At 63.5% G+C, this 20,399-nt stretch carries 20 protein-coding genes; 5 read left to right on the top strand and 15 right to left on the bottom strand.

Annotation, left to right across the window (positions count from 1 at the left end; translation table 11 throughout):
• The 15 genes from BKH32_RS13810 to BKH32_RS12920 form a co-directional block, all read right to left on the bottom strand.
• The coding region (locus tag BKH32_RS13810) for a hypothetical protein (RefSeq protein WP_143222851.1) at positions 1–328 on the bottom strand (328 nt) is incomplete at its 3' end.
• A gap of 495 nt (positions 329–823) precedes the next feature.
• Positions 824–1,483, bottom strand: a complete 660-nt coding sequence (locus BKH32_RS12985; RefSeq protein ID WP_075250405.1) for a pilus assembly protein TadG-related protein — start codon at positions 1,481–1,483, stop codon at positions 824–826.
• Between the two features lie 8 nt (positions 1,484–1,491).
• Positions 1,492–3,144, bottom strand: a complete 1,653-nt coding sequence (locus tag BKH32_RS12980) for an OmpA family protein (protein WP_081376821.1) — start codon at positions 3,142–3,144, stop codon at positions 1,492–1,494.
• A 172-nt stretch (positions 3,145–3,316) separates the two neighbouring features.
• Complete coding sequence (locus BKH32_RS12975; RefSeq protein ID WP_256691985.1) at positions 3,317–3,535, bottom strand: hypothetical protein; 219 nt, start codon at positions 3,533–3,535, stop codon at positions 3,317–3,319.
• A gap of 114 nt (positions 3,536–3,649) precedes the next feature.
• Positions 3,650–4,282, bottom strand: coding sequence for a response regulator transcription factor (locus BKH32_RS12970; RefSeq protein ID WP_075250403.1), 633 nt, complete (start codon positions 4,280–4,282; stop codon positions 3,650–3,652).
• Positions 4,279–5,382 carry a sensor histidine kinase gene (locus BKH32_RS12965; RefSeq protein ID WP_178384697.1) on the bottom strand — a complete coding sequence of 368 codons (1,104 nt, stop codon included), beginning with the start codon at positions 5,380–5,382 and terminating at the stop codon, positions 4,279–4,281. The genes BKH32_RS12970 and BKH32_RS12965 overlap by 4 nt, the downstream gene beginning before the upstream one ends.
• Before the next feature lie 130 nt (positions 5,383–5,512).
• Positions 5,513–6,403: a type II secretion system F family protein gene (locus tag BKH32_RS12960; protein WP_075250402.1), complete on the bottom strand. Its 891-nt coding sequence runs from the start codon at positions 6,401–6,403 to the stop codon at positions 5,513–5,515.
• A 1-nt stretch (position 6,404) separates the two neighbouring features.
• Positions 6,405–7,331, bottom strand: coding sequence for a type II secretion system F family protein (locus tag BKH32_RS12955; RefSeq protein ID WP_075250401.1), 927 nt, complete (start codon positions 7,329–7,331; stop codon positions 6,405–6,407).
• Entirely contained in the window at positions 7,328–8,635 is a 1,308-nt protein-coding gene (locus tag BKH32_RS12950; RefSeq protein ID WP_075250400.1) for a CpaF family protein, read from the bottom strand. Before BKH32_RS12950 ends, BKH32_RS12955 begins: the two co-directional genes overlap by 4 nt.
• Position 8,636: 1 nt before the next feature.
• Entirely contained in the window at positions 8,637–9,053 is a 417-nt protein-coding gene (locus BKH32_RS12945; RefSeq protein WP_075250399.1) for a TadE/TadG family type IV pilus assembly protein, read from the bottom strand.
• Positions 9,053–10,591 carry an AAA family ATPase gene (locus BKH32_RS12940; protein ID WP_081376819.1) on the bottom strand — a complete coding sequence of 513 codons (1,539 nt, stop codon included), beginning with the start codon at positions 10,589–10,591 and terminating at the stop codon, positions 9,053–9,055. Before BKH32_RS12940 ends, BKH32_RS12945 begins: the two co-directional genes overlap by 1 nt.
• The gene (cpaB, locus tag BKH32_RS12935; RefSeq protein ID WP_075250397.1) at positions 10,591–11,310 is read right to left on the bottom strand and encodes a Flp pilus assembly protein CpaB; all 720 of its coding nucleotides are present in this window, start codon (positions 11,308–11,310) and stop codon (positions 10,591–10,593) included. Before cpaB ends, BKH32_RS12940 begins: the two co-directional genes overlap by 1 nt.
• Complete coding sequence (locus BKH32_RS12930; RefSeq protein WP_075250396.1) at positions 11,307–12,038, bottom strand: hypothetical protein; 732 nt, start codon at positions 12,036–12,038, stop codon at positions 11,307–11,309. Before BKH32_RS12930 ends, cpaB begins: the two co-directional genes overlap by 4 nt.
• Positions 12,039–12,289: 251 nt before the next feature.
• The gene (locus BKH32_RS12925) at positions 12,290–13,099 is read right to left on the bottom strand and encodes a prepilin peptidase (RefSeq protein ID WP_075250395.1); all 810 of its coding nucleotides are present in this window, start codon (positions 13,097–13,099) and stop codon (positions 12,290–12,292) included.
• Positions 13,100–13,110: 11 nt separating this feature from the next.
• Positions 13,111–13,557 carry a DUF192 domain-containing protein gene (locus BKH32_RS12920; RefSeq protein ID WP_075250394.1) on the bottom strand — a complete coding sequence of 149 codons (447 nt, stop codon included), beginning with the start codon at positions 13,555–13,557 and terminating at the stop codon, positions 13,111–13,113.
• A gap of 454 nt (positions 13,558–14,011) precedes the next feature.
• Here BKH32_RS12920 and rpsL point away from each other — a divergent pair, with 454 nt between their 5' ends.
• From rpsL to BKH32_RS12895, 5 genes are all read left to right on the top strand, one after another.
• Entirely contained in the window at positions 14,012–14,386 is a 375-nt protein-coding gene (rpsL, locus tag BKH32_RS12915; protein WP_003786082.1) for a 30S ribosomal protein S12, read from the top strand.
• Entirely contained in the window at positions 14,386–14,856 is a 471-nt protein-coding gene (gene rpsG / locus BKH32_RS12910; protein ID WP_003786052.1) for a 30S ribosomal protein S7, read from the top strand. The genes rpsL and rpsG overlap by 1 nt, the downstream gene beginning before the upstream one ends.
• A gap of 45 nt (positions 14,857–14,901) precedes the next feature.
• The gene (gene fusA / locus BKH32_RS12905) at positions 14,902–17,034 is read left to right on the top strand and encodes an elongation factor G (protein WP_075250393.1); all 2,133 of its coding nucleotides are present in this window, start codon (positions 14,902–14,904) and stop codon (positions 17,032–17,034) included.
• A gap of 200 nt (positions 17,035–17,234) precedes the next feature.
• Positions 17,235–18,425 carry an elongation factor Tu gene (tuf, locus tag BKH32_RS12900; RefSeq protein ID WP_075250392.1) on the top strand — a complete coding sequence of 397 codons (1,191 nt, stop codon included), beginning with the start codon at positions 17,235–17,237 and terminating at the stop codon, positions 18,423–18,425.
• Positions 18,426–18,759: 334 nt separating this feature from the next.
• On the top strand, positions 18,760–20,399 hold a 1,640-nt coding region (locus tag BKH32_RS12895; RefSeq protein ID WP_256691970.1), incomplete at its 3' end, for a CshA/CshB family fibrillar adhesin-related protein.

Genomic DNA, 20,399 nt, shown 5'->3' with positions numbered 1-20,399 from the left:
ACGATGAAAGATCGAGGCTAAGCTGCTGTCGCTGTATTCTGTAACTTTCGTAGTGGTTTATAAAAGTCTCCATTTCTTCCTTTGAGTTGAACTCCCACGTATCCCCGGATTTCACGTCAAAACCGGCTTCGGCGGACAAGTCGGCACCAAGGCCGCTGCCATTAACCTCACCGTTTGTGCCGACTCCGACCTCGCCGCCAAGAGTGGCGCCGTCTGTAGCTACTACACTATAGCGCGTTTTAACTTCACCTGTTTTAGGGTCTACATATTTTTCTTCTTGCTCCGCAAGCGCGAAAGAATTTCCAAACTTAATGAATCCGATTTTCACATGTCCGCAACTGTGTGTTGTTTTTGTTGATGTCGTGCATGAGTCTGGTTCCTTGCTGTCGCTTTTCGCCTTCGCTGGTTGGCGCACTGAGACGTTGCTCGCTTGGCCCGCGCGCCGGTGACCTGCGCGGTCACCGGGTTGGTTCCGGAACCTTCCGCGCTGTATCCGCTGGTCAGTGACCGTGTGGTGCTGACGGCCTGCTTCGCCCCTGAGCCCGGGGTTGCAACTGCCGGCTGAACGGCGCCTGCTGAGATACCGACGAAGAGTGTGAGGACGACTGTCCTTGCCAGCCGGGGAAACTGGGAACGGCAGCGCACGGAGTGCGTCCTTTCGATGAGGCGACAGGTGCAGAGCGGTGTCGTCGGGGTCGATACCGTTATCTGACTGAGACTCTACGGGCAGACATGCGCCAGCGCCAACGTTTGTCGAGAGCGGTCTGTGTCAGGTGGGGGCATGACGTCTTCGGAACGAAGCCCCTGCTCTGAAGCCCAGAACTCAGGCTGAGACGAGGCGGGTGGAGACCTTGGCCTTCTTGCTCATCCCCGCAGGCACCTTGAAGGGAGCCGGCTTGACGCCCTTCTTCTGACCCGGGCTCTTGGCCTGGGGGCGCCTGGTGACGCACTTTCCGTTGATCTCGAAACCGACCTGGCCGCCGCTCAGGCACGCACCGTCCTCGAGGTCGATCTTCGCGGTCGAGGTTGCAGTGAGTCGTTGGTTGGTGCCAGTGACGGCGGACTTCGTGCGAACGGACACGGTGACGGTGCCGCGTGCTGTGTCTACGGAGTACGCGGTGAGCGTGGCCCCGTCCAGCGAGGCATAGCGTTCCGCTGCTCGCTTGGCTCCTGGACCGGCGAAGGAGCCGAGGCCCCGGCCGGCATTGCTCCAGAGACCGTCCTCGCTGGTGGCGTCCACGGCGTTCCCGTAGGTCGACTCAATGGAATCGGCCCAGGCCCGTGCTGCCGCCAAAGCAGCTGCATCGGCCGCATTACTGGCATCCCGACGGTGCAGGATGGCGTCTCCAAGGCCAGTCATGAGCCCCAGCGCCACGAGTGCGACGAGTGCGGCGGCAACGCTGAGGTAGGGCAGGATACTGCCGCGTTCCGTGCTTGCCGGTCCGGATGGATGCCGGGTGGTGATACGCCGAAGATGAGACATGGTGGTACTCAGCTGTTCTTGATGGGGATGTCGGTGAGGCGGTAGGCGGTGTCTGGGGTTGAGTATTTGCCTTTGGGGTGGTCGAGGGTGGTGGTGTCGCCGCCGGGGTCGGGCCAGACGACGCAGATGGTGGTGGTGCCGGTCTTGAGGTTGTCCAGGAGGCATAGCTCGGTCAGGGGGAGGTGCTGCTTGGCGTCGGCGTCGATGTAGTCGGCGGGGAAGATGCGTTCGCCATTGCTGATGAGGGTCAGGCCGTCGCTGGCGAGGATGGTGGACAGGGCGCCGCTCTCGGAGCGTTGGTTGCTCAGGGCGGTTTCGGGGTCGTCGAGCAGGGGGCGCAGTGGTGCGCCGGTGGAGCCGTCCTTGACGGTGCAGGTGACAGTGCCCAGCAGGTAGCCGCCAGCGCGGGTGACGTGGTCCAGAGTGACGGTGACCTCCCCACTGGTGTCGAGGCCCTTGGTGGTGAGGGTGACGCCCTCAGGGCCTTTGGCGACGGGGCCTTGTGGGTCGGGCAGCTTACCGCTGCCAGTGGTGGGGGTGGGGGTGGTGTTGTTCTTGGGGGTGGTGCCGCCGGTGGGGGTCAGGGTGATCTCGACTCGTCGGTTGGCGGCTCGGGCCTGGTCGGTGGTGTCGTTGATCTTGGGTTGGGTCTCGCCCTTGCCCGAGACGGTGGTCTTCCACTTGTCGAGGCTGGTGAGCTGTTCGAGCCTGGTTTTGACGGCGTTGGCTCGTTTCTCGGACAGGGTCTGGTTGTAGGCGTCGTCCTGGATGTCGTCGGTGTGGCCCACGATGGTGAGTGTGCCGCCGTCGGGGTGCTGAGCCAGCTGGCCGGCGACGGTTTTGAGCTGGGTGTCGGCTCCGGGGGTCAGGTTGGCGGAGTCGGAGTCGAAGGTGACGTCTGATGCGAGGGTGACGGTGATGTCCTTGCTGCCGGCGTGGGTGCTGGTGGAGTCGTCCAGGGCGCGGGTGTAGCGCTCGATGATGACGGGGTCGGCGAGCTCGGGGACGGCGTGGGAGGACTGTTCGAGCGCAGCCTGGGCGATGGACAGGTCGATCTTGGCTTTTTTGGCGTCGCCAGCGTCCAGGACGGAGACGGTGGTGAAGCCGGCCATGGGGACCATGACGGTGACGGTGTCGGTGTCGACCTTGCCGAAGGACAGGTAGGAGGTCATGTCCTCGCCGGGGGCCAGCTCGAGGAACGTTCCGCTGCCGTTGATGGCGCTCCATACGCGCCCGGTGGCGGTGTCGAGGAGCTTGACCAGGGAGGCTCCGGTGCCGGGGCGGAAGATTGAGGGCACGCCCAGGTAGTTGGAGACGTTGAGCTTGTTGCCGCTGTCGTCTTTGTAGGAGCTGGCTTGGACGGCGTCGATGGAGGCGTCGTCGGATGCGCGGGTGAGCTTCACGGCGATGTACGAGGTCGTCTTGTCCTGGCGGATGACGGGGGAGACCTCCACGCTCACCTTGTGGCCCATGACGTGGCCGTCGAGCTTCTGCCACTGGGTGCTACCGGCCTGAGCCGGAGCGCTCGCTGAGGCTGTGGCTGATCCTCCGGCGGTGGAGCCCGATGGGGATGCCGGCCCTCCATTGTCCTTCGATGTCCCCGGCAGGTCACACCCGGCCAGCACCGGCAACCCGAGTCCCGCCAGAGCCGAGAGAGCCACGAAAGACCGACGAGACGCCGCCCTCGAAGGAACACCGAATGAACGGGAGAACACAGAGAACACAACAACTCCTTAATGACATGCAAGAACTTCCTCACCAGAGCAATTGAGCTCTGGTGAGGAAATTCATCGCCTTGACTGAGGCGTGGATGAAGTCACCTTCAAACAACTGTCAGAGGCCTGCAATGGCCTCAGCGATCTTCGCGGTGATGGCCTTACCGATCTTTCCGCCGCCCGATCCTACCGCGCCGACGACGACACCAATGATCGCTGCGACGACAAGCGCGATGCCGGCATACTCGACCATTGTCTGACCTCGCTCGCTATCGCGAAGGTCGATCCAGACCTGCTGGAGACGGACCTGCAGACGGAGCAGTGCGTTGTTGTTCATGATGACCTCCATGGTTGGTTGGTGCCGTTGTGCCGGCACCTCGTGTCTGTGACGATCTCTAAGGTAGGGGGCCGCGTGCCCCAACGGGTAGGGGCGGGCGCCCTGTCCTGCGGCCTACTGGTGGGGAGGCGGTGGCGACAACCAGACGGCGATCGCCTCGGCGCGACTGTGGACCTGAATCTTGGGGTAGGCGCTGTTGAGATAATTTTTGACGGTCCTTTCCGACAAAAATAGTCGCTGGGCGATCCGGCTGTTGGACATACCGGTTGCAGCAAGATCCAGGATCTCGGCCTCCCTGTCTGAGACCTGAGCGCGCAGAGGGTTGTCGGTGAAGTCCTGGGTGGGAGGACTAAGCATCACGTCTGCCGCTTCCCTGCCAAGAACGAGTCCGCCGCTACGGCAGGTCTCAATGGCGCCGGCCACCTCATTGATGCCCAACTGACCGTGAACCAAGTAGCCCCGCGCGCCGGCGTCAAGTGCCTGGCGGATACTGCTGGGGTCTCGATTCGAGGTGAGCATGATGACCGATGCGTCGCGGGCGAGTTCGGGAAGGATGTCAAGTCCGCTGCGCCCGGGAGGCATGGAGATGTCCAGGAGGATGATGTCGGGAGAATGTGTGTGGTGCGCCTCGAGTGCGGAAAATGCGTCGTCCGCTTCGATGACTTCGTCCACGTCATCGATTCGATGGAGGACTGATTGAAGCCCGAGTCGAACAATGGCGTTGTCGTCAACGACCATCACCTTCATGTGCTCTTCTCCTTGTGAGTGACAAGTGAATCAATGGGGACATGAAAAGAGATGCGTGTTCCTCCGTCGAACTCCGAGTGTGGGTCGATGGAAATGTGCCCGCCGAGAGATGTGGCCCGTTCTTTCAGGCCGGTGAGTCCGTAGTGTCCTTCCTGGTTGAGGTTGCCCAGGCTATTGTCGAACCCTATGCCGTCGTCGTATATGTCGAGATAAAAATGTGTGCTATCATAGAAAAAGTCGGCGTTGACCGACGTGGCTTGAGCGTGTTTCTCGATATTGGTGAGTATCTCGCCCACAATGCGCTGAAGCTGCCACATCGTCTCGGTTGAGCACGGCAATGGAGGTTGTGATTCAGTTCTGTTGGTGGAGATCGTGATGCCGGTGCGTGCGCTCCACCGGTTGACTTCCTCTCTAAGTGCACCAATGGTGTCTTCGTCGCCACCGGAACGCAGGCCGTCAAGAACGAGCCGCGCTTCCCTGCTTGCCTCGTCAGCGGACTCAAAGATCAGGCGGCTGAGCTGAGCGTCGGGGTGATGCTCGGAGGCGAGAGAACCGTCCAAGGTTTCGGCAAGCATACGAATACCATGAACGCTTTTCGCAAGCGAATCGTGCAGATCCCGAGCGATGGTGAGTCGCTCGGCTAAGGCACGTTCTTCCGCTCGGGCGAAAGCGGCTTCGGCAGAGAGGCGACTGACTTCTGTGAACTGGCTGTTCAAGCGATTCCCAACGAGGACACTGAAAATAATTCCCGCAACCATGGCGGCTGCAACAACAGTAGGAAGGGACGTGTCGTGAAGCTTGAGGAGTGCGAGTGCTAGAGTGACGCCAACGCTCCACAGCGATGCCCAGAACGCTTGACTTATGAGTCCGATGAGTACGGAGGATGCGATGATGTAAGCGAGAGACAGGGAGAGGCCGCCAGAGAAGATGGCGGGGAGTGTTGTGACAACAATGCAGGTGATGAGCAGGTCGGAACATAAATAGATCCAGCTGCCGACTATGAGATGAGAGTGTTTCCGAAATGTTTGCAGAGTTATCCAGTTAATGGTGAGCCCCAACAAGGGGACTGCCACAGCTCCTTTGTCGGCGTTGGATGCCATGATCCCAAGTTCGCAAGCTAGGACGAGTCCGAGTCGGACGTCACATATTAGGCCAACCGCGGTGAAGAGCGCGTGACGGTGAATAGGGCCTGCGGGTAGGCGAGAGTCTTTTATGTCAAGTGACTGCATTTCATCCGCCAAACAGTTTGGTGAACGTCTCCCAGTTGGCGAATATCATCCCTCCGAGCATGAGAATCATGGTGCCTGGAACCATGGTGGTGGTGGCAACGAGTGCCACCTTGGGCTGTGCCTTAGCGGCGGCGCGGCGAACCTGCTGCGCTCGTTCTCGCCGAATCTCTTTGACGATTGAGGCTAGTGCGTCACCGATCGGGGTTCCCAGCTCCTCGGACTGAAGGAGTGCCGTCACGAAATTATCGATGTTATCGGAGCGGCAGCGCTCCTTAGTTGCGGTGAAGGCATCGCGTCGTGACACGCCGAGCCGCATCTCGTGAAGTGTCTTCTGCATCTCCTCGGCCACGGGGCCTTCGAAGTGACTGCAAACGCGTTCGAGTGAGCTACGGAATGACATGCCTGAACGTACCGTAATGGCGAGAATGTCAAGGAAGTCTGGAATGTCGCGATCGATCGAGGCCTGCCGCTTCCGAACTGCCTGAAACAACCAAAGGTACATCCATCCTGAGAATATTACACCAAAAAGTATTCCGTATACTGGGTGTCCTAGCAAGGTAAAGATAACCAGTAGGAGGATGCTCAGTGAAATAAAGCCAGCCTCCCTTTGGATGAAAAGATCGAGCGTGAGCCCTTCTGGGTTTCCTGCATTTTTCAGTCGGCGGTCAAGTGATTTGAGGCGGATGGGGCCGTAGAGTCTGCGAAGGAGCTTCTGAGTTCTGATTCCGAGGGCGTCGATGAGTTTAACAAAGCTGCCTTCGCTTGTCGGCGTGTGATCATCCTCACTGTGAATTCCGTACTGATTGGTGCCGTCGTCTCTGATGAGGTGGATTCCGTAGGCTCCAAGAAGGACAAACAGTGTCGTGGTGATGCCGAATGTAATTGCTGTCACGCTACACCTCCACTCGGGAAACGAGTCTCATAAGCAGTGCGCCGATTCCGAAGCAGAAGAGAGCCGCAGCGAGGACGATCCGGCCACCGAAGGATGATGCCATGTCGTCCAGTACGCCAGGCTTCATCATGTTCATGAGTACAATGGCAGTGAGTCCGATGAGGGGGACGAGGTAGGCGCTGAATGTCGAGCCAATAATGGCGGTCCGAACCTCGCGGTGCAGTTGCTTGCGATCCTCGAGCGCGAGGGCGATGTCGTGCAGGGCGCTGGCAAGCGCACCTCCGGCTGTGGACTGGATGATGATGGTGCGCACGAGGACATTGAGTTCACGTGAGGGCATCCGCTCGGAAAGGTCGTTGAGGGCACTGTCCAATGACCATCCGAGTGCGAGCTGAGAGGTGGTTCGTTTCAGTTCCACGCCGGCCGGCTCGGACATCTCCTGGGCGGCCAGGACCAGTGCGCGCTCAACCGACATGCCTGCCGAAGTTCCGTTGGACAGAATTCGGGATACCTCAGGGAGCTGGGCGATGAACCGTTCCACCCGTTGGTCTCTGCGTCGGCGGAGCCATCGGAAGAACAGAGCTAGGATGAGAACGGCGAAGATCGCTCCTGCAATGTGTCCAACGAGAAGGCGTGCGATGAGGAAAGTGCCGACGGTTGCGCCCGTGAGGGTCAACTCGGTTAGCGCGACATCCCAGCTCAACCCGGCGCTGGAGAGCCGCCGACGTAGCGGCTTGCTGAAAGGGAGTCTGCGAAGGAGGGTGAGAAGAACGCTTCCAGCGCTTCCTCGCTGAGTGATGTCTGCGGCACCGACGCCCTGCGCGAGCTCGGCGGTACGCCCTGCATTGGTGGACAAGGTGATGAGCGCAGTACTTCCAATGATGAGGGTGGCGGCTCCACTGATGTAGATGAGAAGGACATTGTTCATGATGCCATCTCCCCCACGAGGAGTCCTGGTGGGAGCTGCAGGCCGTGCTGCTGAATCCTGTCCGCCATAGCTTGAGAAATGCCGTGGAACTCGAAGTGTTCTTGATCGCGTTGGGCGGTATGAACGTAACGCATCATAAGTGAGGTCGTATAGTTCTCGCGGTGTCGGGAGGTCACTGCCTCAATGGTGCTGACCCGTCTCACGCCGGTGGAGTCACGCTCCAGCTGGATAATGACGTCGATGGCGCCATTGATTTGATCTCTGACGGTTTCGACTGGGAGCGTGACATCGGACATGGAGGACAGCGTCTCCAGGCGACTCAGTGCGTCGGTGGCGGAGTTGGCGTGCACGGTGGTCAGCGAGCCCTCGTGACCGGTGTTCATGGCCTGGAGCATGTCGAGCGTCTCGCCGCCACGGACCTCGCCAACAATGATGCGGTCGGGGCGCATACGCAGTGAGTTCCTCACGAGATCACGAATCGTTACCTGGCCTGCTCCCTCGGTATTGGCCGGACGTGCCTCCAAGCGAACAACGTGGGGCTGCTGCAGGGATAGCTCGGCCGCATCCTCAATGGTGATGATTCGCTCTCGATCGGAGATCATCCCGGACAGTGCGTTGAGGAAGGTGGTCTTGCCGGAACCGGTTCCGCCGGAGACGAGAATATTGAACCGGGCGGCCACCAGGGCGCCCAAGAGGTCGGCGGCTTGCTGGGGCAGGCTGTTGCGAGCGACGAGATCAGGAAGGCGGAAGGGCTGAGGGAAACGTCGAATGGTGATTGTCGGTCCATCGAGCGCCAGAGGTGGGATGATGACGTTGACACGTTCTCCTCCGGGCAGGCGCGCGTCGACCATGGGGCTGGACTCGTCCACGCGGCGGTTGACCGAGGAGACGATGCGGTCAATGAGCTGGTACAGCTCGGCCTCAGAGGTGAAGCGGGTGGGCACCCGCTCGATTCGTCCGGACCGCTCGATGAAGACGTCCTCCGTGCCGTTGACCATGATCTCGGTGACGGAATGATCTGCGATGAGGGGTTCGAGCACTCCCAACCCAACGGCATCGTCGATCACACGCTTGATGAGCCAGGCCCGCTCGCGCGGAGACATGACCGGGCCCTCAATGGACAGGAGTCGTGAGAGTACCCGCTCCAGGCGGGCGCGCTGCTGGGCCAGCTCCAGTCCGGCGACCTCTTCAAGGTCGATCTCATTAAGCAGGCGGGTCCGGTAGAGCGCCACCAGGTCCTCTCTGCTGCCGGTGCTCTGTCGTTTGCCTCCCTTGGGCTGGGCAACTCGGTCTCGTAGTGCCATCTCAGCCCTCGGGGAAGTAGGCCGTACGAGTCACGGTGAGGTGCTCACTGGTGATGGCTGGGATACCGATCGGTACCCGGGCGGTGACCTGGACACAGTGCCCGGAACCGCAACCATCCGACACGGACTCCAGGCGCACCCAGTCGGGCAGAGCCTCATGGGCGGCCTGCTCGGGGGACCGCCCTAGCATGGCTGCGCGAGCGCCGTCTCGAGCGGCGGCGCTGACGGAGGTCACCGTGGAGACGGCGAGAAAGCCTTGAACGAGGAACATGGTGACCAGGACCAGAATCGGCACGAAGCCGATGAGCTCAATATCGAGGACACCTCGCTCCTCATGACGCAGGCGCCTGATGAGACGCTTCGGGGATGAGGTGAGACGGGCGGGGCGGAAAGCTGCGGCTGTGGACGTAGTACTCATTACTTCTCCCAGACGATTCCGGCGCTTGCGGAGGTATTCATATCGACAACGGAGAGGACCGGAAGCGTGACGGTGACCCTGTCCGCGCCAGAACGTGTCACCTTGGTACGTGCGGCGTAGCTGTTGGGCAGGCGGCTGGTGACTTCCTGCTGCACCTGACCGGGGCTCTTCCCGATGCCATAGGCGTGGGCCGCCTCATTGGCGGCATGAGTGGCGTACATGTAGGAGATTCCAAGGCTGAGTGCCTGGATGCACATCAGAATGAAGGCTGTGGCCAGCGCGAAGACCACCGGGAACTCCACCGTGATCTGGCCCCGTTGCGAGCGGCGGCGCTTGCGGCCTCGCCGCGCGGCCTTGGTTGAGCCGGCCGCCGCACTCTGATCGGAAGCGCTGGCATGGCCTGGCATCGTTTCGGCCGTGATGGCTCCGGCGATGGACTGTGCGGCTTTAGCCATGGCGGGAACCCTCGACGTCAGCAGCGTGTTGGAGTTGACGGCCATCTCGATCTGCGCCGTCAGATCGGGAATGCTTGCGGCCAGTGCCACTCCCGTCATCTTCACCGCGGTGGCCGGCTGGATCTCGCGTTGCCGGTTGGTCAGGTTGACCACCAGTCCGAAGGGGCGTCCACGGGCGATATCGAGGCGGTCGAGCGCGTCGCTCAGCCTGCGCACCGAGCGCAGGGCCGGTGCATCGGGGGTCGTGACAATGAGGGCTCGGTCGGCGGAGTCGAGCCCCATGGCCAGGATGTCGTCAAGCCGGTTGCCGCAGTCCAGGACCACGTGGTCGAACTGGTAGCGCAGCATGGTGAGGATCTGACGCGTGGCCGACTCCGTCAGCATCTCACCGGTCTCGCCCTGTTCTGGGGCGGGTAGGAGGGCGATCCCGCCGGGGAGGGGGTACATGACCTCGGAGATCTCTCGAGCGCTGACCTCGGCAGCGATGTCGGCCAGGTCGGTGATGGAACGACGCACCGAGATCCCGGTCATGGCGGCGAGGTCACCACCGCGGACATCGAGATCCACCAGGCAGGTGCGAGCTCCCTGAGCGAGCTGCGCGGCAGCCATGAGTGCGACCGTCGAGGTGCCCACGCCGCCCTTGGCACCGACGACGGCGGTGATCGTGCCTTGACGGCGAGCGGTGATCTCCTCCCGGCTCGAGGCCTCGCTGCGAACCGCGCGCGACCACGCCAGGACCGGGAGCAGACGGTTCGTGATCTCCTCGAGCGACAAGGGCAGCGCCAGCACGGTCCGTGCTCCGGCGTCCATCGCCGCCACAACGCTTTCGGAGGTACGAGCCCGGCTCAGCAGAACAACGGGAATGAGTGGGTAGGTGCGGGAGAGCTCTTGAACAGTGGGCAGGGCGATGCGCCCCTCCAGCGCCTCATCGACCAGAATGCACGATGTGACCTCCGGTTCCAGAAGCTCTCTGAGCTTCTCAGGCGAGGCGACAGTACGGACCTCACCAAGCCCCTCTGCCTCGGCCATCGCCGCCAGTACCTGCTGACGGGTCTCCTCATGATCGGTGACTAGGTACTGCATCAGTTCGCTCCTTGTGCAGGTGCTCCGGGATTGGCGGAGTACTCGGGGTTCTGGGCGCTCCCCTGGTCGCCGTCGCGGCGCAGAAGGAGACGCACCTTCTTCGAGAAGCTCTCGGCGTAGGCGAGCTTGAGCGACTGCTCAGGCGTGAGTGAGAAGGTCACCGGGACACTGTCCTTCTCCTCGGAGAAGTTCCCGTTCTCGTCCTTGTCCTGCACCTTCGTGGTCACACCGACCTCGGTGATGAGCGCGTTCTGGATGATGATCTGAGCCTTCTGCGCCTTGGTGTTGGGATCCTCCACCGTGGAGACGACGTCGACTCGGGAGCCCGGAGTGACTTTGCCGGCGACGCCGGTCTCGGCGTCGATCATGATCGACACCTCGCGATACCCCTCCGCCAGCTGCGGAGGGTCCTGAAGCATACTGGTCTGCAGCACCGCGCCCTTGTTCAAGGTGGCGGCAGCCACCTTGCCCTTGATGTCATTGACGTCATGGATGGCGTCGTCGGGAACCCACCGCTTGGGAACCTGTTCGGTCACCACGTCGGCCGCAGTGACCTCCTTGAGCTCGGTCACCTGCTGGGACAGCTTGAGAACGGTCGTCATCGGGCCGACCTGAGAGGAGATCGACTGGACGTAGCTGAACATGGCTACGAAGGTGACCACTGCTCCGAGGACCGTGACGAGGATGAGCAGGACGCCTCGCCGTTGACGCGGATTCATCTGGACTCCTTGACTGGGTGGGGGGCGGAAGTGCGGGGCGCCTGCACAGGTATGTTGGGCCACGTGCCGCACAGGAGGCAGCCCTGTGGGACGGCCATCTGACCGCAGTAGGGGCAGTAGGTCTGGGCGAGGGGTGCCAGCGCCTGCGAGACAAGAGGGCCGGGGTCGGTGATGAGCACGGTCATCTCCGCCCAGGACTTGGCCGGCCAGGTGTGGGACATGGAGAGCAGGGGTTCCCGGTGAAGCCCCAGGGAGGCCAGGGTGCCCGTGACTCGGTTCTGCTCGTCGTCCGCGGCCCAGATCGCCAGACTTCCCTGAGGCGGCTTGTCCCAGACCACGTTCTTGACCTTGGTGACACGGCCTTGCGTCTCACCCAGGTCCAAGGTGAAACGAGAGCCCGGCAGCATCGACTGCAGGTGCTGCCCGATCGTTGGCGAAGGGCTGGTGAGCTTGCTGACCGAGCTGAGAGCCACTCTGGTGCGTAATGCCGGCCGTAATGCGTCGACCACTGTCTGTGCCTGACCGTAGGCCCGAGAGTGAAGCTGCAGCAGGCAGTAGCCCAGGGCACGGAAGCGGGTCTCTGGTTCATTCACTACCAGGATGCCGAGGTCCTTGCGTTTGAGGATCCCCCGGACCATACGGGCGGCGTGCTCATCCTCCCCGGTGCGGCACAGCAGTAGGACCGGACCTTGACCTAGCTGCTGCAGGACTGCAGCAGCCTGACCCATATCCCAGTCCTTGGTCGCGTCCGGGTGGGACCGGGATCCGGTGAGCACAAGCATGAGAGGCCTTACGTTGTCCGACCCTGCAAGGGGCGGAGTCGATGGGTGGGGCAGTCGGGCGAGGGGCGGCAGAGTTCTAGGGACTGGTCGTCGCCACACCAAAGGTTACAAAGCGGTAACGCGCTATGACGGTATCACGAGGCGGCGCCTGTCGCTTTGTGGAGTTCTCCCCACGAGGTGTGATGACCCTCCTGGTGTCAAATGATGGCCAGCGGCCACGTGAGCAGGGCCCCGGCGATGAGATAGGGGCCGTAGGCCATGGGATCCTTGCGTGATGCCCGGCGGGTGATGAGCAGGAACAATGCGGCGACCCCGCCCAGGAAAACTCCGACGCACAGTCCGAAGACGAGCATCCAGGGGTCGAGCCATCCCAGCCAGAGACCGATCACCGCACCGAGCTTGACGTCTCCCAGTCCCAGGCCGGTGCGGAGGTATGCCAGGGCCAGGCTGATGCCGCCCACCGTCAGCGCGCAGAGCGCTGCGGTGAGAGCGGTATGGGCTCTGTCGGGATCCAGGACGACGGCGACCACACCGCATACGGCCAGCCAGGCGGTCGTGGCGCCCAGCATGCGGTTGGGGAGGAGGTGCGCCACGGCGTCGACGCTTCCGGCGCATCCGAGCAGCGCGTACACGGGGATGGCAGTGAACGTCGAGGCGGTGGCGCCTATTCGATTGCCCCACCAGGCGCAGGTGAGGCACAGGGCCAGTGCCAGCAGTCCCTGGGGTACTGCGTTGAGGAGGCCGGGATGCTTCAGTGTCGGGTACTCGGGTGAAGCGGGAGGTCCTAAGGCTCCTGAGGGCGGCTTGGTGGTATCTCCTGCGGCGGTCGTGGTGCCATCCGCAGTGTCGTCTGAAGCGACCGCCGCGGAGCGCGCGCCGGCGTCAGACTCGTCCTCGTCGTTGAAGGGCTCTCGTACGTAGCGCCGCGTCCACGCGGAGACCGGACCGGCGATGAGTGCCGCAGCGCCGAGTGCCGCGGCGCCGAGTAGCCAGGGTTGGAGGGACATGGAGGAGCCTTTCAGTGAGTCGAGCCGAGCACGTTGTTCTGGACGCCCGCTGAACCGGGATTGGACCGTGGGGGCGGCTCGGTAGGAGCTGCCGCTAGGACGCTCCCCCTGTGGATCCCCAGGCGAGAGGCGTCTCCTTGCCGCATCTCGACGACGGCCCTCGCAAGCGGCCGCGGCATTCCCATCCGGTTCGGCGGCATCGTCGTCACCGCGACGACCCTCCCTCGGCGTCCCACGTAGACGACGTCGATCGTGTGGCGCATGCGGAAGCAGTGCACCCAGTTGCAGCGGGTGATCCACAGGGCGCCGTCGATCGAGTCGGTGCCCAGCAGGCCGATGTTGCGCTCGCGCCGGGTACGCGCGGTCCACAGCGTCAGCCCGGTGTCTCGCCCGTCCACGGTGAGGCGGGGGAGGACGTCGACCGGAACGGTGGACCAGGTGGGTGTCGTCGTACTCATGCTTCATGATGGTAGAAGGGGCGACTTGAGCAGCGTCAGGGGCGTTCGCCCCATCGTCGAGGGGAGAAACAGGCGGTATGGTTTGTAGGTGGCGTGTCCAGTACCACGCCCTCACCTCGCCGTTCGCCCTGGCGCCCTCCTGCGGCGAACGGGTAGCCTGGCCGACGGTGCCCGCAGACGGGTCACCGCATCTCCATTCCGTTCCCAGCGACGTCGGTTTCGCCCAGGCCTCACACCTGCTCGGTTCAAGCGCGACGTCGTGACGTGGGTCTGCCGCGGCGGGAACCGACGGGCCCCTGACTGCGGGGCTCCGGACGTCGACATCGGGCTCGTCCTGATCCCGGCGGGCCGGCCCTCTCCGCGGTGGCGTGCGCCGTCGAGCCACCAATGGGGGAGCGGCCCGGCACGCAGGCAGCAGCCAGATACAGACTCACGTCCCCATGGAGAATCAGTAGTGCCTACCATTCAGCAGCTGGTCCGCAAGGGCCGCTCGACGAAGCGCTCCGCGTCCAAGACGCCGGCGCTCAAGGCCAGTCCGCAGCGCCGTGGCGTGTGCACCCGTGTGTACACCACGACCCCCAAGAAGCCGAACTCCGCCCTCCGTAAGGTCGCCCGTGTGCGCCTGTCCACCGGTATCGAGGTCACGGCCTACATCCCCGGTGAGGGCCACAACCTCCAGGAGCACTCCATCGTGCTCGTGCGCGGTGGTCGTGTGAAGGACCTTCCCGGTGTCCGCTACCACATCGTGCGCGGTGCCCTCGACACCCAGGGTGTCAAGGGCCGCCAGCAGGCACGTTCCAAGTACGGTGCCAAGAAGGAGAAGAAGTAATGCCTCGTAAGGGTCCCGCACCCAAGCGCCCGCTCGTCGTCGACCCCGTCTACGGCTCGCCGGTCGTCACCCAGCTCGTCAACCGCGTCCTGCTGGACGGCAAGAAGTCCACCGCCGAGCGGATCGTCTACGGCGCCCTCGAGGGCGTGCGCTCCAAGACGGACCAGGACCCGGTCTCGGTCCTCAAGCGCGCTCTGGACAACATCCGCCCCGCCCTGGAGGTCCGCTCCCGTCGCGTCGGTGGCGCCACCTACCAGGTGCCCGTCGAGGTCCGCCCCGGCCGCGCCACCACCCTGGCGCTGCGCTGGCTCGTGGACTTCTCCCGCCAGCGCCGCGAGAACACCATGACCGAGCGTCTCATGAACGAGATTCTCGACGCCTCCAACGGCCTGGGCGCCGCGGTCAAGCGCCGCGAGGACATGCACCGCATGGCCGAGTCCAACAAGGCCTTCGCCCACTACCGCTGGTAGTGCCGGAATCAGCTCCGTACCCCACACGAACGAAGGACACCACCAGTGGCACTTGACGTGCTGACAGACCTCACCAAGGTCCGCAACATCGGCATCATGGCCCACATCGATGCCGGTAAGACCACCGTGACAGAGCGCATCCTGTTCTACACGGGCATCAACTACAAGCTCGGCGAGACGCACGACGGCGCCTCGACGATGGACTGGATGGAGCAGGAGCAGGAGCGCGGTATCACCATCACCTCCGCGGCCACCACCTGCTTCTGGAAGAACAACCAGATCAACATCATCGACACCCCCGGACACGTGGACTTCACGGTCGAGGTCGAGCGCTCCCTGCGCGTGCTCGACGGCGCCGTCGCGGTCTTCGACGGCAAGGAGGGTGTGGAGCCGCAGTCGGAGACGGTGTGGCGCCAGGCGGACAAGTACAATGTCCCGCGCATCTGCTACATCAACAAGATGGACAAGCTGGGTGCGGACTTCGACTTCTCCGTCCAGACCATTCGTGACCGCCTCCACGCCACCCCGATCGTCCTCAACTTCCCGATCGGCGCTGAGAACGACTTCTCCGGCCTCGTCGACGTCCTGGAGATGCGGGCCATCCGCTTCCCCGAGAAGGACGCCGACGGCAAGGAGACCCGCGGCTCGGTCGTCGAGTACGAGGAGATCCCCTCCGAGCTGGTCGCCAAGGCCGAGGAGCTGCGCGCCCAGATGGTCGAGACGGTCGCCGAGTCCGACGACGCTCTCATGGAGAAGTACCTCGAGGGCGAGGAGCTCAGCATCGCCGAGCTCAAGTCCGGCATCCGCAAGCTCACCGTGGCCGGCGAGGCCTTCCCGGTCCTGGCCGGATCCGCCTTCAAGAACAAGGGCATCCAGCCCGTGCTCGACGCCGTCCTGGACTACCTGCCCTCCCCGCTCGACGTCCCCGACGTCGAGGGTCACGCCGTGGGTAACGAGGAGGAGGTGCTCACCCGTCCGGCCGACGAGAAGGCTCCCTTCTCCGCCCTGGCCTTCAAGGTGGCCACCCACCCCTTCTACGGCAAGCTCGTCTACGTGCGCGTCTACTCCGGCAAGGTCTCCCAGGGCGAGATGGTCCTCAACGCCACCAAGGGCAAGAAGGAGCGCATCGGGAAGCTCTTCCAGATGCACTCCAACAAGGAGAACCCGGTGGAGGAGGCCCACGCGGGCCACATCTACGCCTTCATCGGCCTCAAGGACGTCACCACCGGTGACACCCTGTGCGCCCAGGGCTCCCCGATCGTCCTGGAGTCCATGACCTTCCCGGACCCGGTCATCCACGTGGCCATCGAGCCCAAGACCAAGGGCGACCAGGAGAAGCTGGGTGTGGCCATCCAGAAGCTCTCCGAGGAGGACCCCACCTTCACCGTCTCCCTCGACGAGGAGACCGGCCAGACCGTCATCGGCGGTATGGGCGAGCTCCACCTGGACGTGTTCGTGGACCGCATGCGCCGCGAGTTCAAGGTTGAGGCCAACGTGGGCGCCCCGCAGGTCGCCTACCGCGAGACCATCCGTAAGAAGGTGGACAAGGTCGAGTACACCCACAAGAAGCAGACGGGTGGCTCCGGCCAGTTCGCCAAGGTGCAGATGAGCTTCGAGCCCCTCGTGGCCGACGAGGCCGCCGACGGCGAGAAGGCGCACTACGAGTTCGCCAACGCCGTCACCGGTGGTCGCGTGCCCCGCGAGTACATCCCCAGCGTGGACGCCGGGGTCCAGGACGCCATGCTCACCGGTGTCCTGGCCGGCTACCCGATGGTGGACATCAAGGCGACCCTCATCGACGGCGCCTACCACGAGGTCGACTCCTCCGAGATGGCCTTCAAGATCGCCGGCTCCATGGCGTTCAAGGAAGGTGCCAAGAAGGCCTCGCCGGTCCTCCTCGAGCCCGTCATGGCCGTCGAGGTCCGTACTCCCGAGGAGTACATGGGTGACGTCATCGGTGACCTCAACTCCCGTCGCGGCATGATCGCCTCGATGGAGGACGCCGTCGGTGTCAAGGTCATCCGCGCCAACGTGCCCCTGTCGGAGATGTTCGGTTACGTCGGCGACCTGCGCTCCAAGACGCAGGGACGTGCCGTGTACTCCATGACCTTCGACTCGTACGCCGAGGTTCCCAAGAACGTCGCCGACGAGATCATCGCCAAGGTCAAGGGCGCCTGACGCCCTGCTGCCGGGGTCCGCACCGGCTGCACGCAACTGTGGCGGGCCCCGGCCCGGCGGCGCCCCTCGGGCGCCGACCGGGACCCAGTTCAGTAAGATTTCCAACATCCACCAGTAGAGACTCTCGACGCCCGGGCGGCTAGCATGTGTGCTAGTCGAATCCCGACGAAGAGAACTACCCGAGTCCCAGGAGGACACCAGTGGCCAAGGCCAAGTTCGAGCGGACCAAGCCGCACGTCAACATCGGAACGATCGGTCACGTCGACCACGGTAAGACGACGCTGACCGCTGCGATCTCCAAGGTTCTGCACGACGAGTACCCCGAGCTGAACCCCTTCACCCCCTTCGACGAGATCGACAAGGCTCCTGAGGAGCGTCAGCGCGGTATCACCATCAACATCGCGCACGTCGAGTACGAGACCGACAAGCGTCACTACGCGCACGTCGACGCCCCCGGGCACGCCGACTACATCAAGAACATGATCACCGGTGCCGCCCAGATGGATGGCGCGATCCTCGTGGTCGCCGCCACTGACGGCCCGATGGCTCAGACCCGCGAGCACGTCCTGCTCGCCCGCCAGGTGGGTGTCCCCGCCCTCCTCGTGGCCCTCAACAAGTCCGACATGGTGGAGGACGAGGAGCTCCTTGAGCTCGTCGAGATGGAGGTGCGCGAGCTGCTGTCCTCCCAGGACTATGACGGCGACGAGGCTCCCGTCATCCGCGTCTCCGCTCTCAAGGCCCTCGAGGGCGACGCCGAGTGGGCCGGCAAGATCAAGGAGCTCATGGACGCGGTGGACGAGTACATCCCCACCCCCGAGCGTGACATGGACAAGCCCTTCCTCATGCCCATCGAGGACGTCTTCACCATCACCGGCCGCGGCACCGTCGTCACCGGTCGTGTGGAGCGCGGCAAGCTCCCGATCAACTCCGAGGTCGAGATCATCGGTATCCGCGAGGCCCAGAAGACCACGGTCACCGGTATCGAGATGTTCCACAAGCAGATGGACGAGGCCTGGGCCGGCGAGAACTGCGGTCTGCTCCTGCGCGGCACCCGTCGCGAGGACGTCGAGCGCGGTCAGGTCATCTGCAAGCCCGGCTCCATCACTCCGCACACCGAGTTCGAGGGCCACGTCTACATCCTCACCAAGGATGAGGGCGGCCGCCACAACCCCTTCTACTCGAACTACCGTCCGCAGTTCTACTTCCGTACCACGGACGTCACCGGTGTCATCACCCTCCCCGAGGGCACCGAGATGGTCATGCCCGGCGACACCACCGAGATGACCGTCGAGCTCATCCAGCCCATCGCCATGGAGGAGGGCCTCGGCTTCGCCATCCGTGAGGGTGGCCGCACCGTCGGCTCCGGCCGCGTCACCAAGGTCATCAAGTGACCCACTGACGCTCCGCGCCTCCGCGTAGCACCAGACCTCCCCGGTCAGAGCAGCTGCTCCGACCGGGGAGGTCTTTTCTGTGCTCCATCATGAGCAATGGCGCGGCCTACCGTGAACATGAATAGAAATGTGAATGACACTATTTCCCAGGTTTTGTGATGTCGGCGTAATGATTGGTGTCGCAATGCCATAACGGACGATTTCAGATCCGTCACCGATCCGGTATTGCCCGATTGCGTCAACTAAGTTATCCACTGTTGCCAGGCACCTGGATGTTGACGCCTATTCGCGGGCGTGCCCAGTGCCGTTGAGCTCTCATGAACTGGAGTGTTATTTGCTGCGTCGTCGTGCCATCCCGCCTCGCCTGCGCAAGCTCGTTGTCGGTGCTGCGGCACTCACCTGCGTGGCAGCGGCGGTTGTGAGCACTGAGCAGCCCTCTGCCGGCGCGGCCCCGAGGGGGCTTCCAGCCGATGCGCTTCCGGCGGTCTTCGCCCAGGGCGGTACCAGCTGGTACCGGGACACCATCCAGTGGCTCCAGTGGGCGGACTATGACAGCAACTTCGCCGGCCAGAACAAGCCGAATGTTCCCGTGCTTGACTACGGGCAGCGCAGGACGTTCACCAACTACCGTGACATGGGGGAGGCCGGCTATCTGGTCACCACCTGCAACCTGTCCAATCTCAAGCACATTGGCCACCAGAAGGGATTTCCTGACGATCTTGCTCGCGGCCCGCTGGTCGCTACTATTCCGGGTACCTGGGCCGGCGACATCCTCGACAACCTCTACAACATCGGGGGTGCCGGGGGCTGGAGCGACGGCGGCTCGGAGTGGCACAGTGGTCTGAAGTACCCGGACAACTACGTCAACCGTAACCAGATGGTCATCGGGCTGGCCAACGGCTACGCCTACAACGGGGACAAGACCTGGGACGGCAGGGACAAGAACGACCGCCGGGCCGACCGCACTCCCACGGGCGGATACTCGCGCATCAGCTTCGACGTCTCCTGCTCGGCGGCCCTCAAGGCCCTCGACGGCAGCTCCACGCCGGTAGGCCTCAACGGTCTGGTCTTCGCCGACGCCGAGGCCTCCAACCCCTCCGGCACCAATGACCCCTTCGACGGCGAGTGGATCCAGGCCCAGGTCCCCAGTAACCAGCGAGTCACCTGGCGCCTCCTCGATGGTGGCCGCTCCAGCAACTGCATGGACACTCGTGGAGGCAGCGGGCGTCCGGCCACGACCCGCGCGACCCTGTCCAACGGGAACCGCACCCTGCGGCTGGACAACACGGCGCTGGAGTGCGTCTACCAGAACGGCGGAGGCTACTCCAAGCCCAACGGTATCGGCGGCCCCGCGGTCTCCATGTTCATGGAAGGCGCCACCAGCGCGACCATCACCATGCAGGGGTCGGGCTACTCCGCCGTCGCCCTCGGACTGGTCCTGGCCACTGACTTCGGTGACGCGCCGGTCTCCTACGGAAGCGCGTCTGCTCTCCTCCAGCCCAGGTGGGACGGCGGTGAGGTCACGAACCGCAACGGCCATGACCTGTTCGGCGGCCGCCTCATCAACACCACCCGCATGTACGCCTCCGGGCCCTACCTAGGGGACGCCATCGACGCCGAGTCCCAGCAGCGTTTCAGCGACGGGGCCGACGGCGATGACAACGACGGCTGGTACGGCAACGACGAGGACGGTGTCACCATCCCCGCCGCGGGCATTGAAACCGCTCCGGGCCAGAACGTCACCCTCAACGCCCGTTGCAACGGAGGGGGAGCGGTCGCCGGCTGGATCGACTGGAACCACAACGGCGTCTTCGATCCCGCCGAGAAGAGCGCCCAGGTGACGTGTGACGGCAGGTCGAATGCCACGTTGCGATGGACCGTGCCCGAGGACGTCGTGCGCAGCATCGACGGGGAGTCCGGCTCCCGCCCCCACACCTACATGCGGGTGCGGACGGCTAGGGCCTGTTATGTAAG

It is taken from the genome of Actinomyces oris (assembly GCF_001929375.1).
GTDB lineage: Bacteria > Actinomycetota > Actinomycetes > Actinomycetales > Actinomycetaceae > Actinomyces > Actinomyces oris_B.
The sequence above is the reverse complement of the archived record's forward strand: the minus strand, read 5'-3'. Positions and strand labels throughout refer to the sequence as shown.

Bases quoted from the DNA above. Each gene is read 5' to 3' on its own strand.
- BKH32_RS12975 (WP_256691985.1), bottom strand. From the start codon at position 3,535: ATGAACAACAACGCACTGCTCCGTCTGCAGGTCCGTCTCCAGCAGGTC.
- rpsG (WP_003786052.1), top strand. From the start codon at position 14,386: ATGCCTCGTAAGGGTCCCGCACCCAAGCGCCCGCTCGTCGTCGACCCC.
- cpaB (WP_075250397.1), bottom strand. From the start codon at position 11,310: ATGAATCCGCGTCAACGGCGAGGCGTCCTGCTCATCCTCGTCACGGTC.
- BKH32_RS12970 (WP_075250403.1), bottom strand. From the start codon at position 4,282: ATGAAGGTGATGGTCGTTGACGACAACGCCATTGTTCGACTCGGGCTT.
- BKH32_RS12940 (WP_081376819.1), bottom strand. From the start codon at position 10,591: ATGCAGTACCTAGTCACCGATCATGAGGAGACCCGTCAGCAGGTACTG.
- BKH32_RS12930 (WP_075250396.1), bottom strand. From the start codon at position 12,038: ATGGGTCAGGCTGCTGCAGTCCTGCAGCAGCTAGGTCAAGGTCCGGTC.
- BKH32_RS12950 (WP_075250400.1), bottom strand. From the start codon at position 8,635: ATGGCACTACGAGACCGAGTTGCCCAGCCCAAGGGAGGCAAACGACAG.
- BKH32_RS12965 (WP_178384697.1), bottom strand. From the start codon at position 5,382: ATGGCATCCAACGCCGACAAAGGAGCTGTGGCAGTCCCCTTGTTGGGG.
- BKH32_RS12955 (WP_075250401.1), bottom strand. From the start codon at position 7,331: ATGAACAATGTCCTTCTCATCTACATCAGTGGAGCCGCCACCCTCATC.
- BKH32_RS12985 (WP_075250405.1), bottom strand. From the start codon at position 1,483: ATGTCTCATCTTCGGCGTATCACCACCCGGCATCCATCCGGACCGGCA.
- BKH32_RS12925 (WP_075250395.1), bottom strand. From the start codon at position 13,099: ATGTCCCTCCAACCCTGGCTACTCGGCGCCGCGGCACTCGGCGCTGCG.
- BKH32_RS12920 (WP_075250394.1), bottom strand. From the start codon at position 13,557: ATGAGTACGACGACACCCACCTGGTCCACCGTTCCGGTCGACGTCCTC.
- BKH32_RS12945 (WP_075250399.1), bottom strand. From the start codon at position 9,053: ATGAGTACTACGTCCACAGCCGCAGCTTTCCGCCCCGCCCGTCTCACC.